Origin of the sequence: Ralstonia sp. GX3-BWBA, from assembly GCF_003290055.1 — a bacterium.
GTDB classification, from domain to species: Bacteria; Pseudomonadota; Gammaproteobacteria; order Burkholderiales; family Burkholderiaceae; genus Ralstonia; species Ralstonia holmesii.
The window spans coordinates 69,603-88,446 of record NZ_QMKS01000016.1 but is presented as its reverse complement, the minus strand read 5'-3'; the positions used below and the strand labels follow the sequence as shown (position 1 = coordinate 88,446).

At 65.9% G+C, this 18,844-nt stretch carries 19 protein-coding genes; 15 read left to right on the top strand and 4 right to left on the bottom strand.

Going from position 1 to position 18,844, the window contains the following annotated elements; all coding sequences use genetic code 11:
• Positions 1-13 precede the first annotated feature (13 nt).
• Both DOD19_RS16815 and DOD19_RS16810 read left to right on the top strand, forming a co-directional pair.
• A complete protein-coding gene (locus DOD19_RS16815; protein WP_024977369.1) occupies positions 14-451 on the top strand; it encodes a hypothetical protein in 438 nt (145 codons plus the stop codon).
• A gap of 37 nt (positions 452-488) precedes the next feature.
• Entirely contained in the window at positions 489-875 is a 387-nt protein-coding gene (locus tag DOD19_RS16810; protein ID WP_112186713.1) for an SgcJ/EcaC family oxidoreductase, read from the top strand.
• Between the two features lie 14 nt (positions 876-889).
• On the opposite strand, the gene DOD19_RS16805 is transcribed toward DOD19_RS16810, so the two are convergent.
• Positions 890-1,378: an Lrp/AsnC family transcriptional regulator gene (locus DOD19_RS16805; protein WP_024977367.1), complete on the bottom strand. Its 489-nt coding sequence runs from the start codon at positions 1,376-1,378 to the stop codon at positions 890-892.
• A 158-nt stretch (positions 1,379-1,536) separates the two neighbouring features.
• On the opposite strand from DOD19_RS16805, the gene hppD reads away from it, so the two are divergent.
• Positions 1,537-2,643 carry a 4-hydroxyphenylpyruvate dioxygenase gene (hppD, locus tag DOD19_RS16800; RefSeq protein WP_112186711.1) on the top strand — a complete coding sequence of 369 codons (1,107 nt, stop codon included), beginning with the start codon at positions 1,537-1,539 and terminating at the stop codon, positions 2,641-2,643.
• 220 nt (positions 2,644-2,863) lie between these two features.
• Here hppD and DOD19_RS16795 read toward each other — a convergent pair whose 3' ends face one another.
• Both DOD19_RS16795 and DOD19_RS16790 read right to left on the bottom strand, forming a co-directional pair.
• Entirely contained in the window at positions 2,864-3,481 is a 618-nt protein-coding gene (locus DOD19_RS16795; protein ID WP_024977365.1) for an EF-hand domain-containing protein, read from the bottom strand.
• Positions 3,482-3,633: 152 nt separating this feature from the next.
• Entirely contained in the window at positions 3,634-4,317 is a 684-nt protein-coding gene (locus tag DOD19_RS16790) for a type II secretion system protein N (protein WP_024977364.1), read from the bottom strand.
• Positions 4,318-4,492: 175 nt separating this feature from the next.
• Between DOD19_RS16790 and gspG the strand changes: the two genes are divergently transcribed.
• The 11 genes from gspG (at position 4,493) to gspF (ending at position 15,990) form a co-directional block, all read left to right on the top strand.
• A complete protein-coding gene (gspG, locus tag DOD19_RS16785) occupies positions 4,493-4,963 on the top strand; it encodes a type II secretion system major pseudopilin GspG (protein WP_024977363.1) in 471 nt (156 codons plus the stop codon).
• Positions 4,964-4,995: 32 nt separating this feature from the next.
• Positions 4,996-5,490 (top strand): GspH/FimT family pseudopilin, encoded by a 495-nt coding sequence (locus DOD19_RS16780; protein WP_024977362.1) that lies wholly within the window; start codon positions 4,996-4,998, stop codon positions 5,488-5,490.
• Positions 5,487-5,885 carry a type II secretion system minor pseudopilin GspI gene (gene gspI, locus DOD19_RS16775; RefSeq protein ID WP_112186709.1) on the top strand — a complete coding sequence of 133 codons (399 nt, stop codon included), beginning with the start codon at positions 5,487-5,489 and terminating at the stop codon, positions 5,883-5,885. The genes DOD19_RS16780 and gspI overlap by 4 nt, the downstream gene beginning before the upstream one ends.
• Positions 5,866-6,597, top strand: coding sequence for a prepilin-type N-terminal cleavage/methylation domain-containing protein (locus tag DOD19_RS16770; RefSeq protein ID WP_204360072.1), 732 nt, complete (start codon positions 5,866-5,868; stop codon positions 6,595-6,597). Before gspI ends, DOD19_RS16770 begins: the two co-directional genes overlap by 20 nt.
• Before the next feature lies 1 nt (position 6,598).
• On the top strand, positions 6,599-7,678 hold the full coding sequence (gene gspK / locus DOD19_RS16765) for a type II secretion system minor pseudopilin GspK (protein WP_112186707.1): 1,080 nt from the start codon (positions 6,599-6,601) through the stop codon (positions 7,676-7,678).
• A gap of 161 nt (positions 7,679-7,839) precedes the next feature.
• Positions 7,840-9,288, top strand: a complete 1,449-nt coding sequence (gene gspL, locus DOD19_RS16760; RefSeq protein ID WP_112186705.1) for a type II secretion system protein GspL — start codon at positions 7,840-7,842, stop codon at positions 9,286-9,288.
• A gap of 10 nt (positions 9,289-9,298) precedes the next feature.
• Entirely contained in the window at positions 9,299-9,865 is a 567-nt protein-coding gene (gspM, locus tag DOD19_RS16755) for a type II secretion system protein GspM (RefSeq protein WP_112186703.1), read from the top strand.
• A gap of 17 nt (positions 9,866-9,882) precedes the next feature.
• Positions 9,883-10,725, top strand: a complete 843-nt coding sequence (locus DOD19_RS16750) for a type II secretion system protein N (RefSeq protein ID WP_024977356.1) — start codon at positions 9,883-9,885, stop codon at positions 10,723-10,725.
• Between the two features lie 37 nt (positions 10,726-10,762).
• Entirely contained in the window at positions 10,763-13,183 is a 2,421-nt protein-coding gene (gspD, locus tag DOD19_RS16745) for a type II secretion system secretin GspD (protein WP_024977355.1), read from the top strand.
• Positions 13,184-13,199: 16 nt separating this feature from the next.
• Positions 13,200-14,756 (top strand): type II secretion system ATPase GspE, encoded by a 1,557-nt coding sequence (gene gspE / locus DOD19_RS16740; protein ID WP_024977354.1) that lies wholly within the window; start codon positions 13,200-13,202, stop codon positions 14,754-14,756.
• Positions 14,757-14,778: 22 nt separating this feature from the next.
• The gene (gene gspF, locus DOD19_RS16735; protein WP_092976344.1) at positions 14,779-15,990 is read left to right on the top strand and encodes a type II secretion system inner membrane protein GspF; all 1,212 of its coding nucleotides are present in this window, start codon (positions 14,779-14,781) and stop codon (positions 15,988-15,990) included.
• Positions 15,991-16,551: 561 nt separating this feature from the next.
• Here gspF and DOD19_RS16725 read toward each other — a convergent pair.
• Positions 16,552-17,235 (bottom strand): pyridoxamine 5'-phosphate oxidase family protein, encoded by a 684-nt coding sequence (locus tag DOD19_RS16725; protein WP_112186701.1) that lies wholly within the window; start codon positions 17,233-17,235, stop codon positions 16,552-16,554.
• Between the two features lie 92 nt (positions 17,236-17,327).
• On the opposite strand from DOD19_RS16725, the gene DOD19_RS16720 reads away from it, so the two are divergent.
• Positions 17,328-18,797: a PLP-dependent aminotransferase family protein gene (locus DOD19_RS16720; protein WP_112186699.1), complete on the top strand. Its 1,470-nt coding sequence runs from the start codon at positions 17,328-17,330 to the stop codon at positions 18,795-18,797.
• Positions 18,798-18,844 lie beyond the last annotated feature (47 nt).

Genomic DNA, 18,844 nt, shown 5'->3' with positions numbered 1-18,844 from the left:
CCGCGCCGCCGTCATGCAGCCGCTCCAACGCTTCGCCCTGGAGAAACACAGCGGCCCGTATGAGCAGTGGCCCATGCGCACGCGCGTGATCGTCGACGGCGTGCCTCACACCACACTCGCCATCCCTGGCTACGAACTGCTGCGGCAGTATCAGACCGATCTCGGCTTCGTCCTCATCACCAGCTACGACTGCCCGTTTGAAGAGGCGGTCTCCGTCACACTCGTCGCGCCCGACCTCTCACGTGCGATCAGCACCGGCACCATCGGCGCGGCGTACTACACGTTCTGGCTGGATGACGTCGAATGGCTCGACGCGAACCACTTTCGCCTCACCTGCGAAAACGCCGTGGGCGATTGGCTGGTCACACTGCGTGCCCGGCATATCCCGGTGTTATCCCCGGCGGTCTTCATCAAGCGCCGCGTGGCGCCACCGGTCGAACCCGCGGTGTAGAGTCAACAGCTACCGCTTCAACGAGACCCGCACCGCCATGACCGACGACGAACGCGCCATCCGCAACGTAGTGGACACCTGGCTCGCCGCCAGCAGAAGCGGCGATCTGGCCACCGTGCTCAGCCTCATGACCGACGACGTGCTTTTCCTCACGCTCGGTCAGGCGCCCTTTGGCAAGGAGGCTTTCGCCAAGATGTCCGAAGGCATGAAGGACGTGCACGTCGACGGCACGAGCAATATTCAGGAGGTGCAGGTGTTCGGCGACATCGCCTACCTGCGCAACGCACTGCACATCGTCGTCACCATGCCGGATGGGAAGGCGGCGCGGCGCTCAGGCCAGACGCTGACGATTCTGCGCAAAGGGGCGGATGGGAAGTGGCGGGTGGTGCGGGATGCGAATTTGGTGGTGGCGGACAATGCCTGATACGGGCGCACATCTCAAACCACCACCGGCAACGCCGTCGTATCCTTGATCCGCTCCAGCGCGAAGCTGCTCTTCACATCAATCACCGCCGGGTGCGCAAGCAGTTGGTCGCGTATGAAACGCGCGAAGTGCTCCATGTCTTCCACGAACACCTTGAGCAGGTAATCCATCTCGCCGGTCATGGCGTAGCACGTGACCACCTCCGGCCACGTCGCCACAGCCGCGCGAAAATTGTCGGACGGGCCTTTCCCTTTGGGCGCACCACCCTGCTTCTCCAGCCGCACGTTGATGTACGCCGACAACCCGAGCCCGATCTTGGTCGGGTCGAGCAGCGCGGCGTATTGGCGAATGACACCGCTTTCCTCCAGGCGGCGGATGCGTCGCAAACACGGGCTGGGCGACAAGTTCACCCGCTCGGCGACTTCCAGATTGGTGAGGCGGCCGTTGTTCTGCAGGACTTCCAGGATCTTGCGGTCGATCTTGTCGAGTTCCACTTTATTCATTTTTGTTGCTCCGCACCAATTAATTCGGCAATTTTCTTGCGCAAATTTAGCAAGACGGGCACAACTTCGCAATTTTTGCTTGGATCGACACTCCTACACTGCGAGGATCGTCAAAGACCTGAGCGCTGTCACAGCGCCCGCCCCGCAGGAGACTCACCATGCAATTCACGCCTTGGGAAAACCCGATGGGCACCGCCGGTTTCGAATTCATCGAATACGCCGCGCCGGACCCCATTGCCATGGGCAAGCTGTTCGAGAACATGGGCTTTACCGCCATCGCGAAGCACCGTCACAAGAACGTGACGCTGTACCGCCAGGGCGAGATCAACTTCATCATCAACGCCGAGCCGGATTCGTTCGCGCAGCGCTTTGCGCGTCTGCACGGCCCGTCGATCTGCGCGATCGCGTTTCGCGTGCAAGACGCCGCGTTCGCCTACAAGCGCGCGCTGGAGCTGGGCGCCTGGGGCTTCGACACGCACAGCGGCCCGATGGAGTTGAACATTCCGGCCATCAAGGGCATCGGCGATTCGCTGATCTACCTGGTGGACCGCTGGACCGGCAAGAACGACGCCAAGGCCGGCGACATCGGCAACATCAGCATCTACGACGTGGATTTCGTGCCCATCGCGGGCGCCAACCCGAACCCCACCGGGCACGGCCTGACCTACATCGACCACCTGACGCACAACGTCTACCGTGGCCGGATGAAGGAATGGGCCGAGTTTTACGAACGCTTCTTCAACTTCCGTGAAGTGCGCTACTTCGACATCGAAGGCCAGGTCACGGGCGTGAAGAGCAAGGCGATGACGAGCCCGTGCGGCAACATCCGCATCCCCATCAACGAGGAAGGGACGGAGAAGGCCGGTCAGATCCAGGAGTATCTGGACATGTACCACGGCGAAGGCATCCAGCACATCGCGCTGGGTTCGACCGCGCTGGACAAGACGGTGGACGCACTGCGTGCCAACGGCATCAAGCTACTGGACACGATCGACACGTACTACGAACTGGTCGACAAGCGCATCCCCGGCCATGGCGAAAACGTGGCGGAGTTGAAGAAGCGCAAGATCCTGATCGACGGCGCTCCGGGCGATCTGCTACTGCAGATATTCTCCGAGAACCAGCTTGGCCCGATCTTCTTCGAGTTCATCCAGCGCAAGGGCAACCAAGGTTTTGGCGAGGGCAACTTCAAGGCGCTGTTCGAGTCGATCGAGCTCGACCAGATGCGCCGCGGCGTGCTCAAGGCCGACGATCAGCCGGCCTGAAGACCCTCAAACTTCAGGCGTGCTGTACCCGCACCCCGATGGTTCGCCGTCGGGGTGTTTTTTTATGGGCATGAGCTGCAGCGGCGCATGCGGCGCAGACATGGCCCGATAGCAAAATCGACCCACACCCGCCTTGCGCCTCATTGAGGATGCGGACTGGCGTGGGCAATAAAAACGGCGCCCGAAGGCGCCGCTTGCGTGCGGAGATTCAGACGAGCCGTCACTCACCCTTCGTTGCCGACGGGCCGCCCGGCATGGCCGCGGCTGCAGGAGTGTTCTTCTGCGCCTTACGGGCATCGTGACGGGCCTTCATGTAAGCGCGGATTTCGTCTTCGGTGATCTTGCCGTCGTGGTTGGCGTCGATCTGGTCGAAGCTCTTGGCAAGGCGCGGCATGCCAGCCTGCACTTCGTCCTTGCTCAGGGAGCCGTCGTTGTCCTTGTCGGCCGCCTTGAACTTGGCGTCGAAGCGTTCCGCCATCTTTTCGTGCATCTCGCCCTTGTGGGCCTTGTGCCAGGCGGCCAGCTCGTCCTTGCTGAGTTGGCCGTCGTGGTTGGTATCGATCTGGTCGAAGTTCTTCTCAAGCCAGGCGTGGCCCTTGGCCTCGTCGCGCGAGATCTGGCCGTCGCCGTTGGTGTCGATGGCCTTGAAGCCGCCTTGGTGGGCCATCCTGCCGGGGCGGGCGCTGGTTTGCGGCGCAGCCGGTGCCGTGGCGGTGGCCGGCGCCTGTGCGCTGGCGGCTGGGGCGCTGGCATCCTGGGCGCGGGCGTTCATGCCCGACATGGCCAGGAACAGGGCCGAGGTGGCGAGGAAGGCGTGGACAGCACGCTTGTTGGTCATGGTCAGCTCCTTTTCACATGGACTGTGTAGCGGATTAGAACCCGACAATGCCGACGCGTTGCCGGCTTTTACACGCTGTTACCCCAATGACATGCGCTGTAATATGCGCCCGCCACCGCATGGCGGGCCGCCAGATGCCTATTGCCAGAGGCCTATTGGTTGGCACCCGGCTGGGGGTTATCGCCCTTGCGTGCGGCAGCCGCCGCACGGTGGCGCGGGCCGACGATACCGCCGCCCTGGTTGGCGGGCTCGTCACCCGTGTTGATCTGTGCGGGCGCAATGGGCAGCATGGCGCCCGGCATGGCGGTGTTGGCCGGGTTGTTGGGGACCGGCGGCGCGGGTGGCGTGGCGGGCGTCGATAGCGGAGCCGCGGCGCCTGCAGGTGGCAGCGGCAGCGGCGACGCATTGCGATTGGCCGGCGACACCCCCGCCACGGCGCTGGCCGGCAGCGGAATCTCCTGGCGCGTGCCATTGCGCTCAATCACCACCGAGCGCGCCTTGATTTCCACCAGCTTGAGGTTGGACGACAGCGACTTGCCGGCCCGCACGGCCTGCGGTGCGCCACCGTCCACCGACACGATGGCTGCGCCCGAACCATCCGCCAGATCGGCCACCACACCCATCACCTGCACATCGCGCGGACCATTCTGTGGGCCGCCGCCAAAGAGCGTAACGGCCGCGCCAGTCTCCAGCGCGTCGGTCTGGGCCACACGCGCCTCGCGCGGGGCGCCCAGCGAACGCAGTGACGACAGCGTCAGCACCCAGTGCGTCAGGAGCGCACACAGGGCAGCAAACAGTACAAGACTGAGCAGGCGGGACGACTGTCGAGCGTTCATGAAATGGGGCGAGGCACCGTAGGAATACGCCGATTCTATCCGCCCTTCATGCCGGTTCGGTGAACAGCTTGGAGGTGCGGCTCTAGAGCCAACGCAGCATGACCCTGCCATGCAATATATGGTCATATGTCACGGATATACTGTGTCTCTTCCCCTTATTGCCAACTCTGTCGCCATGATGCAAGGCCAACTTCGCTCTTCCTTCCGCCAGCGCGCCCTCGCCCGACAAGCAGCGCGTGGTTTCACCCTGATCGAGATCATGGTGGTGGTGGTGATCCTGGGCATCCTCGCCGCGCTGGTGGTGCCAAAGATCATGAGCCGCCCTGACGAGGCGCGCATCATCGCCGCCAAACAGGACATCGCTTCCATTTCGCAGGCGCTCAAGCTCTATCGCCTGGACAACGGCCGCTACCCGACCACAGAGCAGGGCATTGGCGCGCTGGTCGCCAAGCCGACGACCGAGCCGATCCCCAACAACTGGAAAGGCGGCGGCTATCTGGAACGCCTGCCCAAAGACCCGTGGGGCCACCCGTACCAATATCTGAACCCCGGCGTGCGCGGTGAAGTGGACGTCTTCAGCTTCGGCGCAGATGGCCAGGCCGGCGGCACGGGCAACGACGCCGACATCGGCAACTGGGACAACTAAGCCGCCGCCGTCCCCTCAGCCCCCCGCTCACCATGCTCGGCCATTCACACCGCCGCCGGCAGGCTCTCGGCTTTACGCTGCTGGAGTTGCTGGTGGTGGTGGTCATCATCGGCATCGTGCTGGCCGTGGTGGCCGTGAACGCCACGCCCAACCCGCGCTCGCAACTGGTCGATGATGCGCAGAAGCTGGCCCGCCTGATCGAGCTCGCACAGGAAGAGGCGCAGCTCACCTCGCGCCCCGTGGCGTGGGAAGGCGATGCACAGGGCTGGCGCTTCTACGAATCCACCCCCAACGGCTGGCGCCAGCTCAACCGGGACGTGCTCGCGCCGGGCCACTGGCGCCAAAGCATGGACAACGTACAGATCGTCGCCGGTGCCGCTGCGGTGCCGGGTGCGCCGCAGCGCCTCGTGTTCGGCCGTGAGGCGATCGGCCTGCCGTGGCGCGTGGCACTGACCTCGCAAGGCTCGCGCGTGGATGTCGTGTCCGATGGCGGCCCGCGCGTGTTGACGGAGGCGCAAACGCAATGACGCGCAAACACCGTCCTACGCGCACGCGCGGCTTCACCCTGCTCGAAGTGCTGGTGGCGCTAACCATCGTGGCCGTGGCGCTCACCGCCACCATGCGCGCCATGGGCAACATGACCACCGCAAGCGATTCCCTGCAGACGCGCATGATCGCCACCTGGAGCGCCGAGAACCACCTCGCCAACCTGCGCCTGGCACGCGTCTTCCCAGACCCCGGCGCGCGCGGTTTTGCGTGCCCGCAAGGCGATACGCAACTGTGGTGCGAAGAGACCATCGCCACCACGCCCAATCCGGTGTTCCGCCGCGTGGAGGTGTCCGTCTATCCGGATGCATCCAAATCCGTGCGACTGGCCTGGCTCGTGACTCTGTTGCCAAACGATGCGCGCAATGTCTTCTAACCGTTCGGCGCGCGGCTTCACCCTGCTCGAACTGCTGGTGGCGATCACGCTGCTGGCCATCCTGGCCGTGATCGCCTGGCGCGGGCTGGACAGCATGACCCGCACGCACGAGGCGCTGGCCCAGCGCGACGAACGCATCGAAGCACTCAAAACGGCTTACGCCCAGTTCGACGCCGATTGCACCCAGCTGGCCGATCCGAACACGCTGTCGCGCTCGCCGGTGGAGGTAGACGCCAACCGCGTGCTGATGGTGCGCGACCGCCGCGACGATGGCCAGCCGCCCGCCTGGCAAGTGGTGCTCTACCGCATCGTTGACGGCCGGCTCGAACGCCTCCAGACCCAACCGATCACCAACCGTGGCGACCTGCGCAATGCGCTGGACAACCTGCGCCAGGGCGGCGTGGGCGCCGCGCGCTACCTGCTCGCCACCAACGTCGACAGCATCAGCGCGCGCGTATGGATCGAACCCGGCGGCTGGATGGACAACACGGGCGCGCTGTCTGCGGCACTGTTCCCGGCCGGCAGCAATACCACCACCCTCACCGGCTTGCCGTCGGCTTCCACGCCCAGCGCGTCGGCCCCCTCGGCCAACACCCCGGGCGTGGTGGTGCCGGCCGCCTCGGTGCGCGCGGTGGAACTGGCATTGCTCGTGCGCATGACGCCGCAGGGCGCGCCGCAGCGCTTCACGCGCATCTGCATGACGGGGCTTTGACATGGCGCGATGCTCCCGTCGACTTGCTCAACGTCATCCGCATGCCGGGCGCCAGCGCGGCGCGGCCATCATCACAGCGCTGCTGGTGGTTACGCTGGCCGTGGTGATCGTGTCGGGCATGCTGTGGCGTCAGCAGGTGGAGATCCGCGCAGTGGAAAACCAGCGCCTGAAAGCGCAGGCCACGTGGATTGCGCGGGCCGGCATCGACTGGGCGCGCCTCATCCTGCGCGATGACCAGCGCCGCACTGGCGCGGTGGACCACCTGGGCGAAATCTGGGCCGTGCCGATCCAGGAAACCAAGCTGTCGGACTTCCTCGGCAGCTCGCTGCGCACGGATACGGCCGGCGAGGAGTCGTACCTGTCGGGCCGCATCTTCGATGCCCAGGCACGCTTCAACCTGATGAACCTGCTGACGGCGCAAACGCTGGGCGCCCGCACGCTCATTACCGGCCGCGACAAAGACGCCATCAAGGCTTACGGCCTGCTGCTGCAGTCGCTCAACATCGACCCGAGCCTGGCCAATATCACGGCGACCTACCTGGCGCAGATGCAGGGCGGCTTCCAGTCGATCGAGGGCATGCAGGGCGGTCAGCAAGGCGGCGAAGACAGCGGGGGCGGGGGCAGTAACAGCAACGGCCCACGACCGCTCGACGACGTGGCCAGCCTGCTGACGATCCCCGGCTACACGGCGGACATGATCGCCAAGCTGCGCCCCTACGTGATCGTGCTGCCCACCCGCACGCAGATCAACGCCAACACAGCCAGCGCCGAAGTGCTGGCCGCTGTCATCCCGAACCTGAGTCTGGACCGCGCCCGCTCGCTGGTGCAGGCGCGCGACCGCGCCTACTTCCGCAACATCGGCGATGTCACGAACCAGTTGCGCGGCATCGCGCCCGGCGTCGACACCACTGCCGCGGCCAATCTGCTGGACGTGCAGACCCACTATTTTCTGGTCTACGGCATGGCCCGCCATGAGCGCGCCCGGATCGGAGAAGTGGCGCTTGTTTCACGTGGCGATCCGATCAACAATAACGCGACCCGCATCGTCTGGGTCCGCCGCATCGACGAGATTCCGTCATGACGGCGGCGCAACACCCCTCTACGTGCGTACGCGCCGCTTGTAGACAGACCCTAGCCTTCGCCGTATTGTCATCCGCATCGTTCAGCATCGCGGGTTTTGCGCAATCCGGCGCTTCCGTTGGCAGTTCGCATTCACACTCTCAAGATCAATAGAGGAGCGGTTTGACGACCTCCCTGTACGTGCGCCTGCCGCACCGGCCCATTCAATCGCCCGAACGCTGGTCGGCGGGCGCGCTTGCCTCCGTGCCCTTCGCGCTGGTGCGTGAAGAGGGCGCGCTTGGGGCCCAACGTGTTCAGCGCGAAGGTACGTCGCGCACCGACGAACTGCCCGCGGCTGATCGCCTGATCCTTCTGCTGCCCGCCGCCGATGTGCTGCTGGTGCCGACCAACGTGCCGCCGCTGGCGCTGCCCAAGCTGCGTCTGGCATTGCCCAACTTGGTGGAAGACCGCCTCGTGCAGGACGCGCAGCAATGCCATATCGCCCTTGGGCCCCGCCTGGGCGACGCCCCTGCGCGTGGCTGGCGCGCGCCCCGCGAGCCGCAATCGCGCGCATTGATGATTGCCGACCGCGCGTGGGTCCGCTTCATTCTCGATACCTTTGCCGGCCACAAGCACCGCACCTGCCATCTGCTGCCCGCGCAGCTTTGCGTGCCGTTTGAAACGGCTATCGCAGCTGCGGTGCCGATTGCAGAATCGGCAAACGCCGTCGAACGTGCGGAACCGTCGCTTGACGCTTCCGCTTCCGCTTCCGCTTCCGCTGAACCTGCAGTCGCCGCGCCTTCTGCGGAAACCGTAGCCGCCGCTGCACCGGCAACCATCGCGCTCGATGCGGCACCGCCGTCCGACCCGGACGCGCCCGTCGCCATCGACATCACCGTACGAACCGGCCGCGCCGAGGGCTACGGCCTGCGCGTGCTGCCGGCCAACCTCGGCAACTGGCTGGGCATTGCCCCCACGCCGGCCACGCTGATGGTCTCGCCCGCATTGCGCGAGCTGGCGCCGGGCTTGTCGGCAGACCCGGCCGCCGCCACGCTGGACTGGTCCACCTGGGCCGCCGGCGCACGCGATGCCCTGGCTTCGGGCGAGGCGGACCTCTGCCAGTTCGACTTTGCGCGCGGCGGCGTGGCCGGTATGGACTGGAGCCTCTGGCGCCTGCCGATCGCGCTGGCCGTGCTGCTGGTGGTCGTGCAAATCGTCGGCATGAACGCACGGTGGCTCACGCTGCGTGCCGAGCAGAAGCGGCTCGATACCGCCATGCGCGCGCAATTGCAGACGGCATTCCCGAATACGCCGGTGATCCTCGACCCGCCCGCGCAGATGCGCCGCCAGGTCGAACAGCTCCGCTTGGCCGCCGGCAAATCGGCGCCGGAAGACTTCCTGCCGCTGGCCGATCGCTTTGCCCAGGCCGCGACCGGGCTCGCACCCGATGCGCTGCTCGCGCTCGATTACCACGGCCGCGCGCTTACAGTCACGCTCAAGGACGGCACCGACACTGCCAGCCTGCGCACCGCCGCCCGCAATGTCGGCCTGAACATGGACACCGCCGAGGCCCCGCGCGGCGCAGAAGCCACCGTACCGGGCTCGCGCTGGACGGTCTCTATCGCCCAATAACGATTCCTCCATGGCGACTTCCTCCCCCTCTTCCCGATCGTCATCCCGCCGCCTGCCGCGCATTGGCGTGCCCGACTCGGTGCGCGATGCGGCCACAACCTTCTGGATGCAGCGCGAACCGCGTGAACGCCGCATCCTGGCCGGTGGCGGCGTGGTACTGCTGCTCGTGATCGTCTACCTGGTGCTGTGGGAGCCGGCCTTCGAAGGCCAGCGCCGCATCGAAAAAGCCCTGCCGCAGATGCGCAGCCAACTCGCCGAGATGGAAACGCTCGGTCAGGAAGCGCGCGGCCTGTCTGCCATTGCCGCTGCGCCCGTGCCGCGCGGTGCGGAACTGCAGCAGGCGCTCAACACGAGCCTGACCAACCACGGCCTGAAGGCCACGCGGATGGCGATGTCGGGCGAAAGCGTGCAGGTGCAACTGGACAAGGTGCCCTTTGGCGCGGTCGCCGAATGGCTGCAGGAGATGCGGCAGGCGCAGCGCATGAAGGTGATCGACACGAACATCAAATACGTGGGCGCAACGGCCCTGGTCAACGTGACGGCGACGCTGCAAGGCCCTGCCGCCGCGGGCCACTGACGGGTCCGATCGTGCCGATGGGAATTGAATCACTGCCGCCGCTGCGCCTGCGCCGCCCTGCCGAGTCCGACGAGCGCACGAGCCTCGGTTGGCGCGTGCTGTGGTGTGGCGTGGCGCTGCTGGCTGTGGGCGTGACCGTGGTGGCGCAGTATCCGGCCGCGTGGGCGGCCGAGCGCGTGGCCGCGGCCACGGGGCACCGTGTGTTGCTGGCCGACAGCCAGGGCAGTATCTGGCACGGCAGCGCAACGCTGGCGCTGACCGCAGGCAACGGCGGGGCCGACGCGACCGTGCTGCCCGGCCGGCTGTCCTGGTCGATCGACATGCTGCCACTGCTGACCGGCACGCTGCGCGCGCACCTGACGCACGATCGCGCGCTGGAGAAGCCGGTCACGCTGACGGTCACGCCGGGGCATTGGGACGCAGAGGCTGGCACGGTTGCGTTGCCTGCATCGTTGCTGGAAGGCATTGGCGCGCCGTTCAACACGCTCAAGCTGGATGGCCGGCTGCGGGCGCAGTGGACGCCGCTCTCGGGCCAATTCGGCAGTAGAAAGGGCCAGCCAAACACCGCCCAGGGCGCGCTGACTGTCACGCTTGAGCAGGTATCATCCAGCCTCAGCCGGGTGCGGCCGCTGGGCAGTTACCAGGCCGTAGTGTCGTTTGGCGGCGTGAGCGGCGCGCCGATGCAGTTGTCGCTGTCGACGCTGGCCGGGCCGCTCACTCTGCAGGGCCAGGGCACCCTTGGGCCCAGCGCGCATTTTGCCGGGGTGGCCAGTGCCACGCCGGAGTCGGAACCGCAATTGATTGGCCTGTTGAGTCTGCTGGGCCCGCGCGACGGGTCGCATCATCGACTCCGCTTTTGATCCTCAAGCCGGCGCGCGAGCCAGCGTGCCGACAACCATGAACGAGACCATGTACAACGCCTCTTCCCGACTCACCGTTCGCGCCATCGTCCTGGCATGCTGCGCAACAATGGTGGCCGGCTCGATGCCAGTCTTCGCCGCCCCGCCGAGCGCGGCATCTGCCCAGAACGGCGCCGTCGGCAACCCCGGGGATGAGGTCTCGCTGAATTTCGTCAACGCGGATCTGGACTCGGTGGTCAAGGCCGTCGGCCAGGCCACCGGGAAGAACTTCATCGTCGACCCGCGCGTGAAGGGCACCGTCAACCTCGTCACCGAAAAGCCGGTGACGCGCGCGCAGGCGCTGGAATCACTGGGCTCGATCCTGCGCATGCAGGGCTACGCGATTGTCGAGGGCAACGGCTTCACCAAGGTCGTGCCGGAAGCCGACGCCAAGCTGCAGGGCTCGCCCACAAGCGTGGGCGCGGCAGGCTCGCGCGGCGGCGAACAGGTGGTCACGCAGGTCTTCCGCCTGCAGCATGAATCGGCCAACAACCTGGTGCCGGTGCTGCGCCCGATGATCGCGCCCAACAACACGATCACCGCATACCCTGCCAACAACACGCTGGTCATTACCGATTACGCCGACAACCTGCGCCGCATCGGCCGCATCATCGCCTCCATCGACACGCCCGTGGCCGGCGAGACCGAACTGATTCCGCTGAAGAACGCCGTGGCCATCGACGTGGCGGCCACGCTGCAGAAGCTGCTCGACCCGTCGGCCGGTGGTGCAGGCGGTGCGGGCGCCGGCGCGGCGCTGTCGGACCCAAGCCTGCGCACGTCGGTCGTGGCGGAGCCCCGTTCGAACAGCGTGATGGTGCGTGCGTCGAGCGCGGCACGCCTTGCGCAAGCCAAACAACTGATCGCCAAGCTGGACGTGCCGAATGCGCGCCCGGGCAACATCTGGGTGGTGCCGCTCAAGAACGCCAACGCGGTGCAGCTGGCCACCACGCTGCGCGCGATCGTCGCGGCCGATGCCACGCTGTCGGCCTCGGCATCGACCGGCCCGGGCGGCCAGAGCGCCGCCCAAGGCGCGACCTCGCAGCCGGCCGGCGGCGTGAACACCTCGCAGAACCAGAACACGCAGAACACCAACTACGGCAGCAGCTCGGGTTCGGGCAGCGGCTCGGGCAGCGGCAGCTCTTCGTTCCGCGCCTCGTTCGGGCAGAACAACACGCCAACCACCGGCGGCATCATCCAGGCCGATCCGGCCACCAATGCGCTCATCATTACCGCCAGCGAGCCGGTTTATCGGAACCTGCGCGCCGTGATCGACGACCTCGACGCGCGCCGCGCGCAGGTCTATATCGAATCGATGATCGTGGAAGTGACGGCCACCAAGGCGTCGCAGTTGGGCATCCAATGGATGGCCGGCGCGGGCGGCCCGACCACCTTTTTTGGCGGTGGCACCAACTTCGGCTCCGGCGCCAATAACCTGATCAACCTCGCGGGCACGATTGCCACCATCACCAGCGGCGGCATCGGCAGTACGGCCGCACAGACTGCCATCGGCACGCTCTCAAACAGCGTTGGCCAGCTCAACGGGGGCAACTTCGGGGTGTTCAACAGGGGCAGCGGTTTGGGCGCCATCCTCAGTGCGCTGGGCTCGGACGGCTCGGTCAACGTGCTGTCGACCCCGAACCTGATCACGCTCGACAACGAAGAGGCCAAGATCCTGATCGGCCAGAACGTGCCGATCACGACCGGCTCATATGCGCAGACCGGCGGCGCCGCTTCGGTCACGCCGTTCCAGACCTTTGACCGCAAAGACGTCGGCATCACGCTGCGCGTCAAGCCGCAGATCACCGATGGCGGGCTGGTGAAGATGCAGATCTTCCAGGAATCGTCGGCCGTGGTGCCGGGCACGCAGAATGCCACGCAGGGCCCCACCACCAACGTGCGCTCGATCGAGACCAATGTGCTGGCCAACGACGGCCAGGTCGTCGTGCTCGGCGGCCTGCTGGAAGACAACTATCAGGACGGCGAGCAGAAGGTGCCGGGCCTGGGCGACATCCCCATCCTGGGCGCGCTGTTCCGCTCGGAAAACAAGACGCGCGTGAAGACCAACCTGCTGGTGTTCCTGCGCCCGATCATCCTGCGCACGGCCGATGCCACCGGCGCGCTGTCGGACAACCGCTACAACTACATGCGCGACACGCAGCAGGGCTTTGTCTCGCCGAACATGCTGCCGACCACGTCGGACAAGGACACGCCGGTACTGCCCACGCCCAGCGCCATGCGCCCGGCTGACAATTACGGCGATGTGTCGATCGTGCCGAAGGGCCCGGCCGGCACGCAGGTGCCTCCGGGCGCCCCGATGCCGATGCCGCAAGGCACCACGCGCAGCCAGCCGCGCCTGCAGAACTTCGCGGCGCCCACTTCGGGCGGCTACGATGGCAATGCGCCGCGCAATGGTGGCTGACAACGGACAACGAACCATGGCAACGCAAGCTCCCACCACCGACGTCAGCACGCTCGAGCCGCCCTCGCAGTCCGCCGTGCGGCTGGTGCCGTATGCGTTTGCGCGCGACGCCAAGCTGCTCGTCGCCCGCCAGGACGTCGACACGCTGGAGGTGTGGGTCTGCCCCGAAACCTCGCGCACGGCGCTGGCTGAACTCGGCCGCGTGTTCGGCGCGCTGCAGTTGGTGACGCTCAGCGCCGCAGCACTGTCCACCGCCACGCAGACGGCTTACAACGCGCAAGACGGCAGCGCAGCCCAGGTGGTGGGCGAAGTGGAAGGCGAAGTCGACCTCTCGCGCCTGATGCAGGACATTCCGGCCGTGGAAGACCTGCTCGAATCCGAAGACGACGCGCCGATCATCCGCATGATCAACGCGCTGCTTACGCAGGCCGCGCGCGAAGGCGCCTCGGATATCCACATCGAGCCGTTCGAGAATGCATCCGTGGTGCGCTTCCGGGTGGACGGCACGCTGCGCGACGTCGTGCGCCCCAAGAAGGCGCTGCACGGCGCGCTCATCTCGCGCATCAAGATCATGGCGCAGCTCGACATTGCAGAGAAACGCCTGCCGCAAGACGGCCGCATCACGCTGCGCGTGGGAGGTCGCCCGGTGGACGTGCGGGTGAGCACCCTGCCCACCGGCCACGGCGAGCGCGCGGTGCTGCGTCTGCTCGACAAGGAAGCCGGCCGCCTGGATCTGAGCAAGCTCGGCATGGGCGCCGGCACGCTGGCGCGCTTTGACCACCTCATCAATCAGCCGCACGGCATCGTGCTCGTCACCGGCCCCACGGGTTCGGGCAAAACGACCACGCTGTATGCGGCACTGTCGCGGCTCGATTCCGCTTCCACCAACATCATGACGGTGGAAGACCCGATCGAATACGACCTCGACGGCATCGGCCAGACGCAGGTCAACCCGAAGATCGACATGACGTTCGCCAAGGCCCTGCGCGCCATCCTGCGCCAGGACCCGGACGTGGTGATGATCGGGGAAATCCGCGACCTGGAAACCGCGCAGATTGCCGTGCAAGCCTCGCTCACGGGCCACTTGGTGCTGGCGACGCTGCACACGAATGATTCTGCCTCCGCCGTGACGCGCCTGATCGACATGGGGATCGAGCCGTTCCTGCTGTCTTCATCGCTGCTGGGTGTGCTGGCGCAGCGGCTGGTACGCCGCCTGTGCGTACATTGCCGCCGCGAAGAAGTGCTCGAACTCACGCCTGCGGAAGTGGAAGCCGTGGCCGGCACGCCGGTTGCGGATGGCGTGGCACCCGCCGCACCGGCACGCAAATCGGTGTGGCATCACGTCGGCTGCGACCGTTGCAGCAACTCCGGCTACCAGGGCCGAACCGGCGTCTATGAACTGCTGACCGTCACGCCGGAAATCCAAACGATGATCCACCGCCAGGCCGCAGAATCCGAGATCAAGGCGCTCGCCATCGGCCAGGGCATGCAGACCATGCGCATGGATGCACAGCGCTGGATCGACACAGGCGCCACGTCGCTGGAAGAAGTACTGCGGGTCACACGCGACTAAGGCGCGATCAAACGAATAGCGCATGCCAGCCTTCCGCTACGAAGCCGCCGACGCCGCCGGCAAGACCGACAAGGGTGTCATCGAAGCCGACAGCGCACGTCAGGCGCGCACGCTGCTGCGCGCACGCGGGCTGACTCCGCTGCTGGTCGACGTATTGGGCGCACAGGCCACCAAGCGCAGCGGGTCCAGCTTCGGCAAGCGGCTCTCGGCGCAGGAAAACGCGCTCGTCACGCGCCAGCTCGCCAGCCTGCTGGTGGCGGGTCTGCCGCTCGATGAAGCGCTGGCCGCGCTGGCCGATCAGGCCGAACGTGCGTACGTCGGCGAGCTGCTCGCGGCCATTCGCGCGGAAGTGGTGGGCGGCAGCTCACTCTCGGTGGCACTGGCGCAGCATCCGAAGGATTTTCCGGACATCTACCGCGCCCTCGTTTCAGCGGGGGAGCACTCGGGCAACCTGGGCCTCGTGCTCTCGCGCCTGGCGGACTACATCGAGAGCCGCAACGCGCTGACCTCCAAGATCAAGCTGGCATTCACGTATCCGGCCATCGTCACGGTGGTGGCGTTTGCGATCGTGATCTTCCTGCTGTCATACGTGGTGCCGCAGGTGGTGAGCGTGTTTGCCAACACCAAGCAGAAGCTGCCGACACTCACGATCATCATGCTGTGGCTGTCGGATTTTGTGCGGAACTGGGGCTGGCTGGCAGCGATCGTTCTGGTGGCGATCGGCGTGCTGATCCGCAATCTGCTCAAGCAGCCGGCATTGCGGTTGTCGTGGCACAAGTGGCTGTTGACAGCGCCGCTGTTCGGCAAGCTCGTTCGCGGCTATAACACCGCGCGGTTTGCCAGCACGCTCGCGATCCTCACCAGTGCCGGCGTGCCGATCTTGCGGGGCTTGCAGGCGGCAGGCGAGACACTGAACAACGTCGCGCTCAAGACCAATGTGGAGGATGCGTCCACGCGGGTGCGGGAAGGGACTTCGCTGGCGCGGGCGTTGGCGGCGCAGAATCAGTTTCCCCCTGTGCTGGTGCATTTGATCCGCTCGGGCGAGGCGACGGGCAATCTGCCGGCGATGCTGGAACGTGCCGCACAAGGTGAGGCGCAGGAGTTGGAGCGGCGCACGTTGTTTCTGACTGGCTTGCTGGAGCCGGCTTTGATTTTGACGATGGGCGTGGTGGTGTTGCTCATCGTGTTGGCTGTGTTGATGCCGATTATTGAGATTAACCAGCTGGTGCACTGAGTTTTTTGCTCGTGGTCCACCCCCCTTTCGTTCCCTGCCGGGACCGACTCACTTTTCTTTGTCTTGCCAAAGAAAAGTAAGCAAAAGAAAGGCGCGCCCGAGATGGCGACCCATTCCTTGAATTTGCGTAACCGGGCGGAGACGGGAAAAACTCGCTTCGCTCAGACAGTTTCCCGTCTTTTTTCCGCCCGCTTACGCAAACTCAAGGCGCCATCAAGGGCTCAACGTCAAAAGAAAAAGGCCAACCCATCGCGAGGTTGGCCTTGTCGTCTGAGCTGGCGCCCAGAGTGTTTGGCTTTTGTCTTTGACTTTCCCTGCCCTATGCGGCGCCTTGAATTTCTGTTGCAAGGAGGAAAAAGAGGGGAGGCTGTCTGAGCGCAGCGAGTTTGCCTCCCCTCCCTCCTTGCGACATAAATTCAAGGAGTCTTTCGCCGCATCGGGCGCGCCTTTCTTTGCTTACTTTCTTTGGCAAGACAAAGAAAGTGAGTCAGCCCCGGCAGGGGATGAAACCAGGGATGCACCACCAAGACCAAAACAAAACCAACCAGCACCCAGCAGCCATCACAACATCACCGCATCCACCACCGACACACGCGCACTATTCCTCCACTCCTGCACGTAGTCGGGCGTACCTGCAGGTGCCGCATCCACCACCGGCGCCAGTGGCAACAGCGCCATCGGCAGCACGCCGGCCCACACCGGCAAGTCGAGATCCTCAGCATCGTCCTTCGGACCACCCGTGCGCACTTTGCACGCGGCTTCATCCAGCGGAATGCGCAGCACGGTCGTGGCGGCAAGCTCCTTGGCATTACCGGGCCGTGCCTGTTGCGAACGGCCCGGCGCGAGGACTTCGATGAAGGTATCGAGCACCGCAGGCTTCTGCGCATCGGGCACGACTTCGAACGCGCCGTAGATGACCGCCGAGCGATAGTTCATCGAATGGTTGAACGCCGAGCGCGCCAGCACCAGGCCATCGATGTGCGTGATGGTTACGCAGACTTGCGCACCGCTGCCTGCCAGCCGGAGCATGCGGCTGCCGTTGGAACCATGGATGTAGAGGTGATCGCCCTCGCGCCAGCACGCGGTCGGGATGCAATGCACGCCATGCTCGTCGGCAAAGGCGATGTGGCAGACGTAGGCCTCGTCGAGGATGGCATGCAGCGTGGTGCGGTCGTAATGGCCGCGGTGCGCGACGCGACGCACACGGGTGCGCGCGGTGGGCGATGTGGGTTCTGTGCTCGACATGCAAGGCTCCGAAATCGTAATCGATATGCCGACGATAAAAAAACCGTGGCACCATGCATAGACCCACCAAAATGCAGAGTCTTGGAGCCACGATGGATTACGGCGTCCTGCTGTCGAACTACGAACGCACCGCGACGCACGCCGAGGGCGTGGCCCGCGCCTCGCAGCAGCATCGGCTATATGCGTGCCTGCGTGCAGCCATCCTCAGTGGACAGATCGAGGAAGGCACGCGCCTGGCGCCCTCGCGCACGCTGGCCGAAGAGCTGGGCATCGCGCGCAACTCGGTGCTCTACGCCTACGAGCAACTCGCCACCGAGGGCTTCGTGCTGAGCCGACGGCAAGGCACGGTGGTGGCGCGCGTCGGCCTGCAGCAGACGTCCGAGCATGCGCCCGAAGCCCCGCCCGAGCTGTCGCGCCGCGTGAACGACCTCGAACGCCCGCGCGGCGGGATGGGCGACCTGCTGCCCTTCTTGCCCGGCACGCCCGCACTGGATGAATTCCCGCTGGCGCAATGGCGCCGCTGCATGGAACGCGGATGGCGCCGGATCGGCCCCGGCCAGATGGGCTACGGCCCGGTCGAAGGCAATGTTGCCCTGCGCCAAGCCGTGGCGGAATACCTGCGCGTTTCGCGCGGCGTGCGCTGCGACGCGTCGCAAGTGTTCATCACCGACGGCACGCAGAACAGCCTCGACATGTGCGCCCGTACGCTCGCCGATGCGGGCGACACCGCGTGGATCGAAAACCCCGGCTACTACGGTGCGCGCGCCGCCTTGCAGGCAGCAGACATGCGATTGGTACCGATCAGCGTCGACGCCGATGGCCTCGCCCCGCGCGAGGAAGACTGGCGCGACACGCCGCCCAAGCTCATCTACATCACGCCGTCGCACCAATACCCACTGGGCGCGGTGATGAGTCTGGAGCGTCGCCTCGCGCTGATCCAGCACGCGCGCGCAGCCGGCGCGTGGATCATCGAAGACGATTACGACAGCGAGTTCCGCCACACGGGTGCGCCGCTATCCGCCGTGCAGGGCCTGACGGAGGATGCGCCGGTCATCTATCTCGGCACGTTCAGCAAGATGCTGTTCCCGGCGCTACGCCTCGGCTATATGGTGGTGCCGCCCGCGCTGGCGCCCGTGCTGAAAAAGACGGCAGGTGCGCTGATGTTGCGCGGGCGCGTAGCCGAGCAGCTCGCGCTGGCCGAGTTCATCGAGGCGGGACATTTCACGCGGCACCTGCGGCGCATGCGTCGTCTGTACGGCGAGCGCCGCGATGCGCTGCAGGCCGCAATCGAGCGGCACCTGGATGGCATCGTCACCGTATCGGGCGGCGCAGGCGGCATGCACCTCTCGGCACGGCTCGACGCGCCGGTGCGCGATACCGAAGTCAGCCGCGCCGCGCGCGAGCACGGAATGGTGCTGCGCCCGCTGTCGCGCTTCTGCCTGCCGGGAACCTTCACCGCGCAGTACAACGGCCTGGTGCTGGGCTATGGGAACGTGCCTGCCCAAGCAATGGACGGGCTTATCGTCCGCATGCGGGAAGTCATCGAACGCCTCGGGGATTGATTCCGTCCGTGCCGGTGCGTCGCGAAAGCGCATCGCCCCGGCCCGCT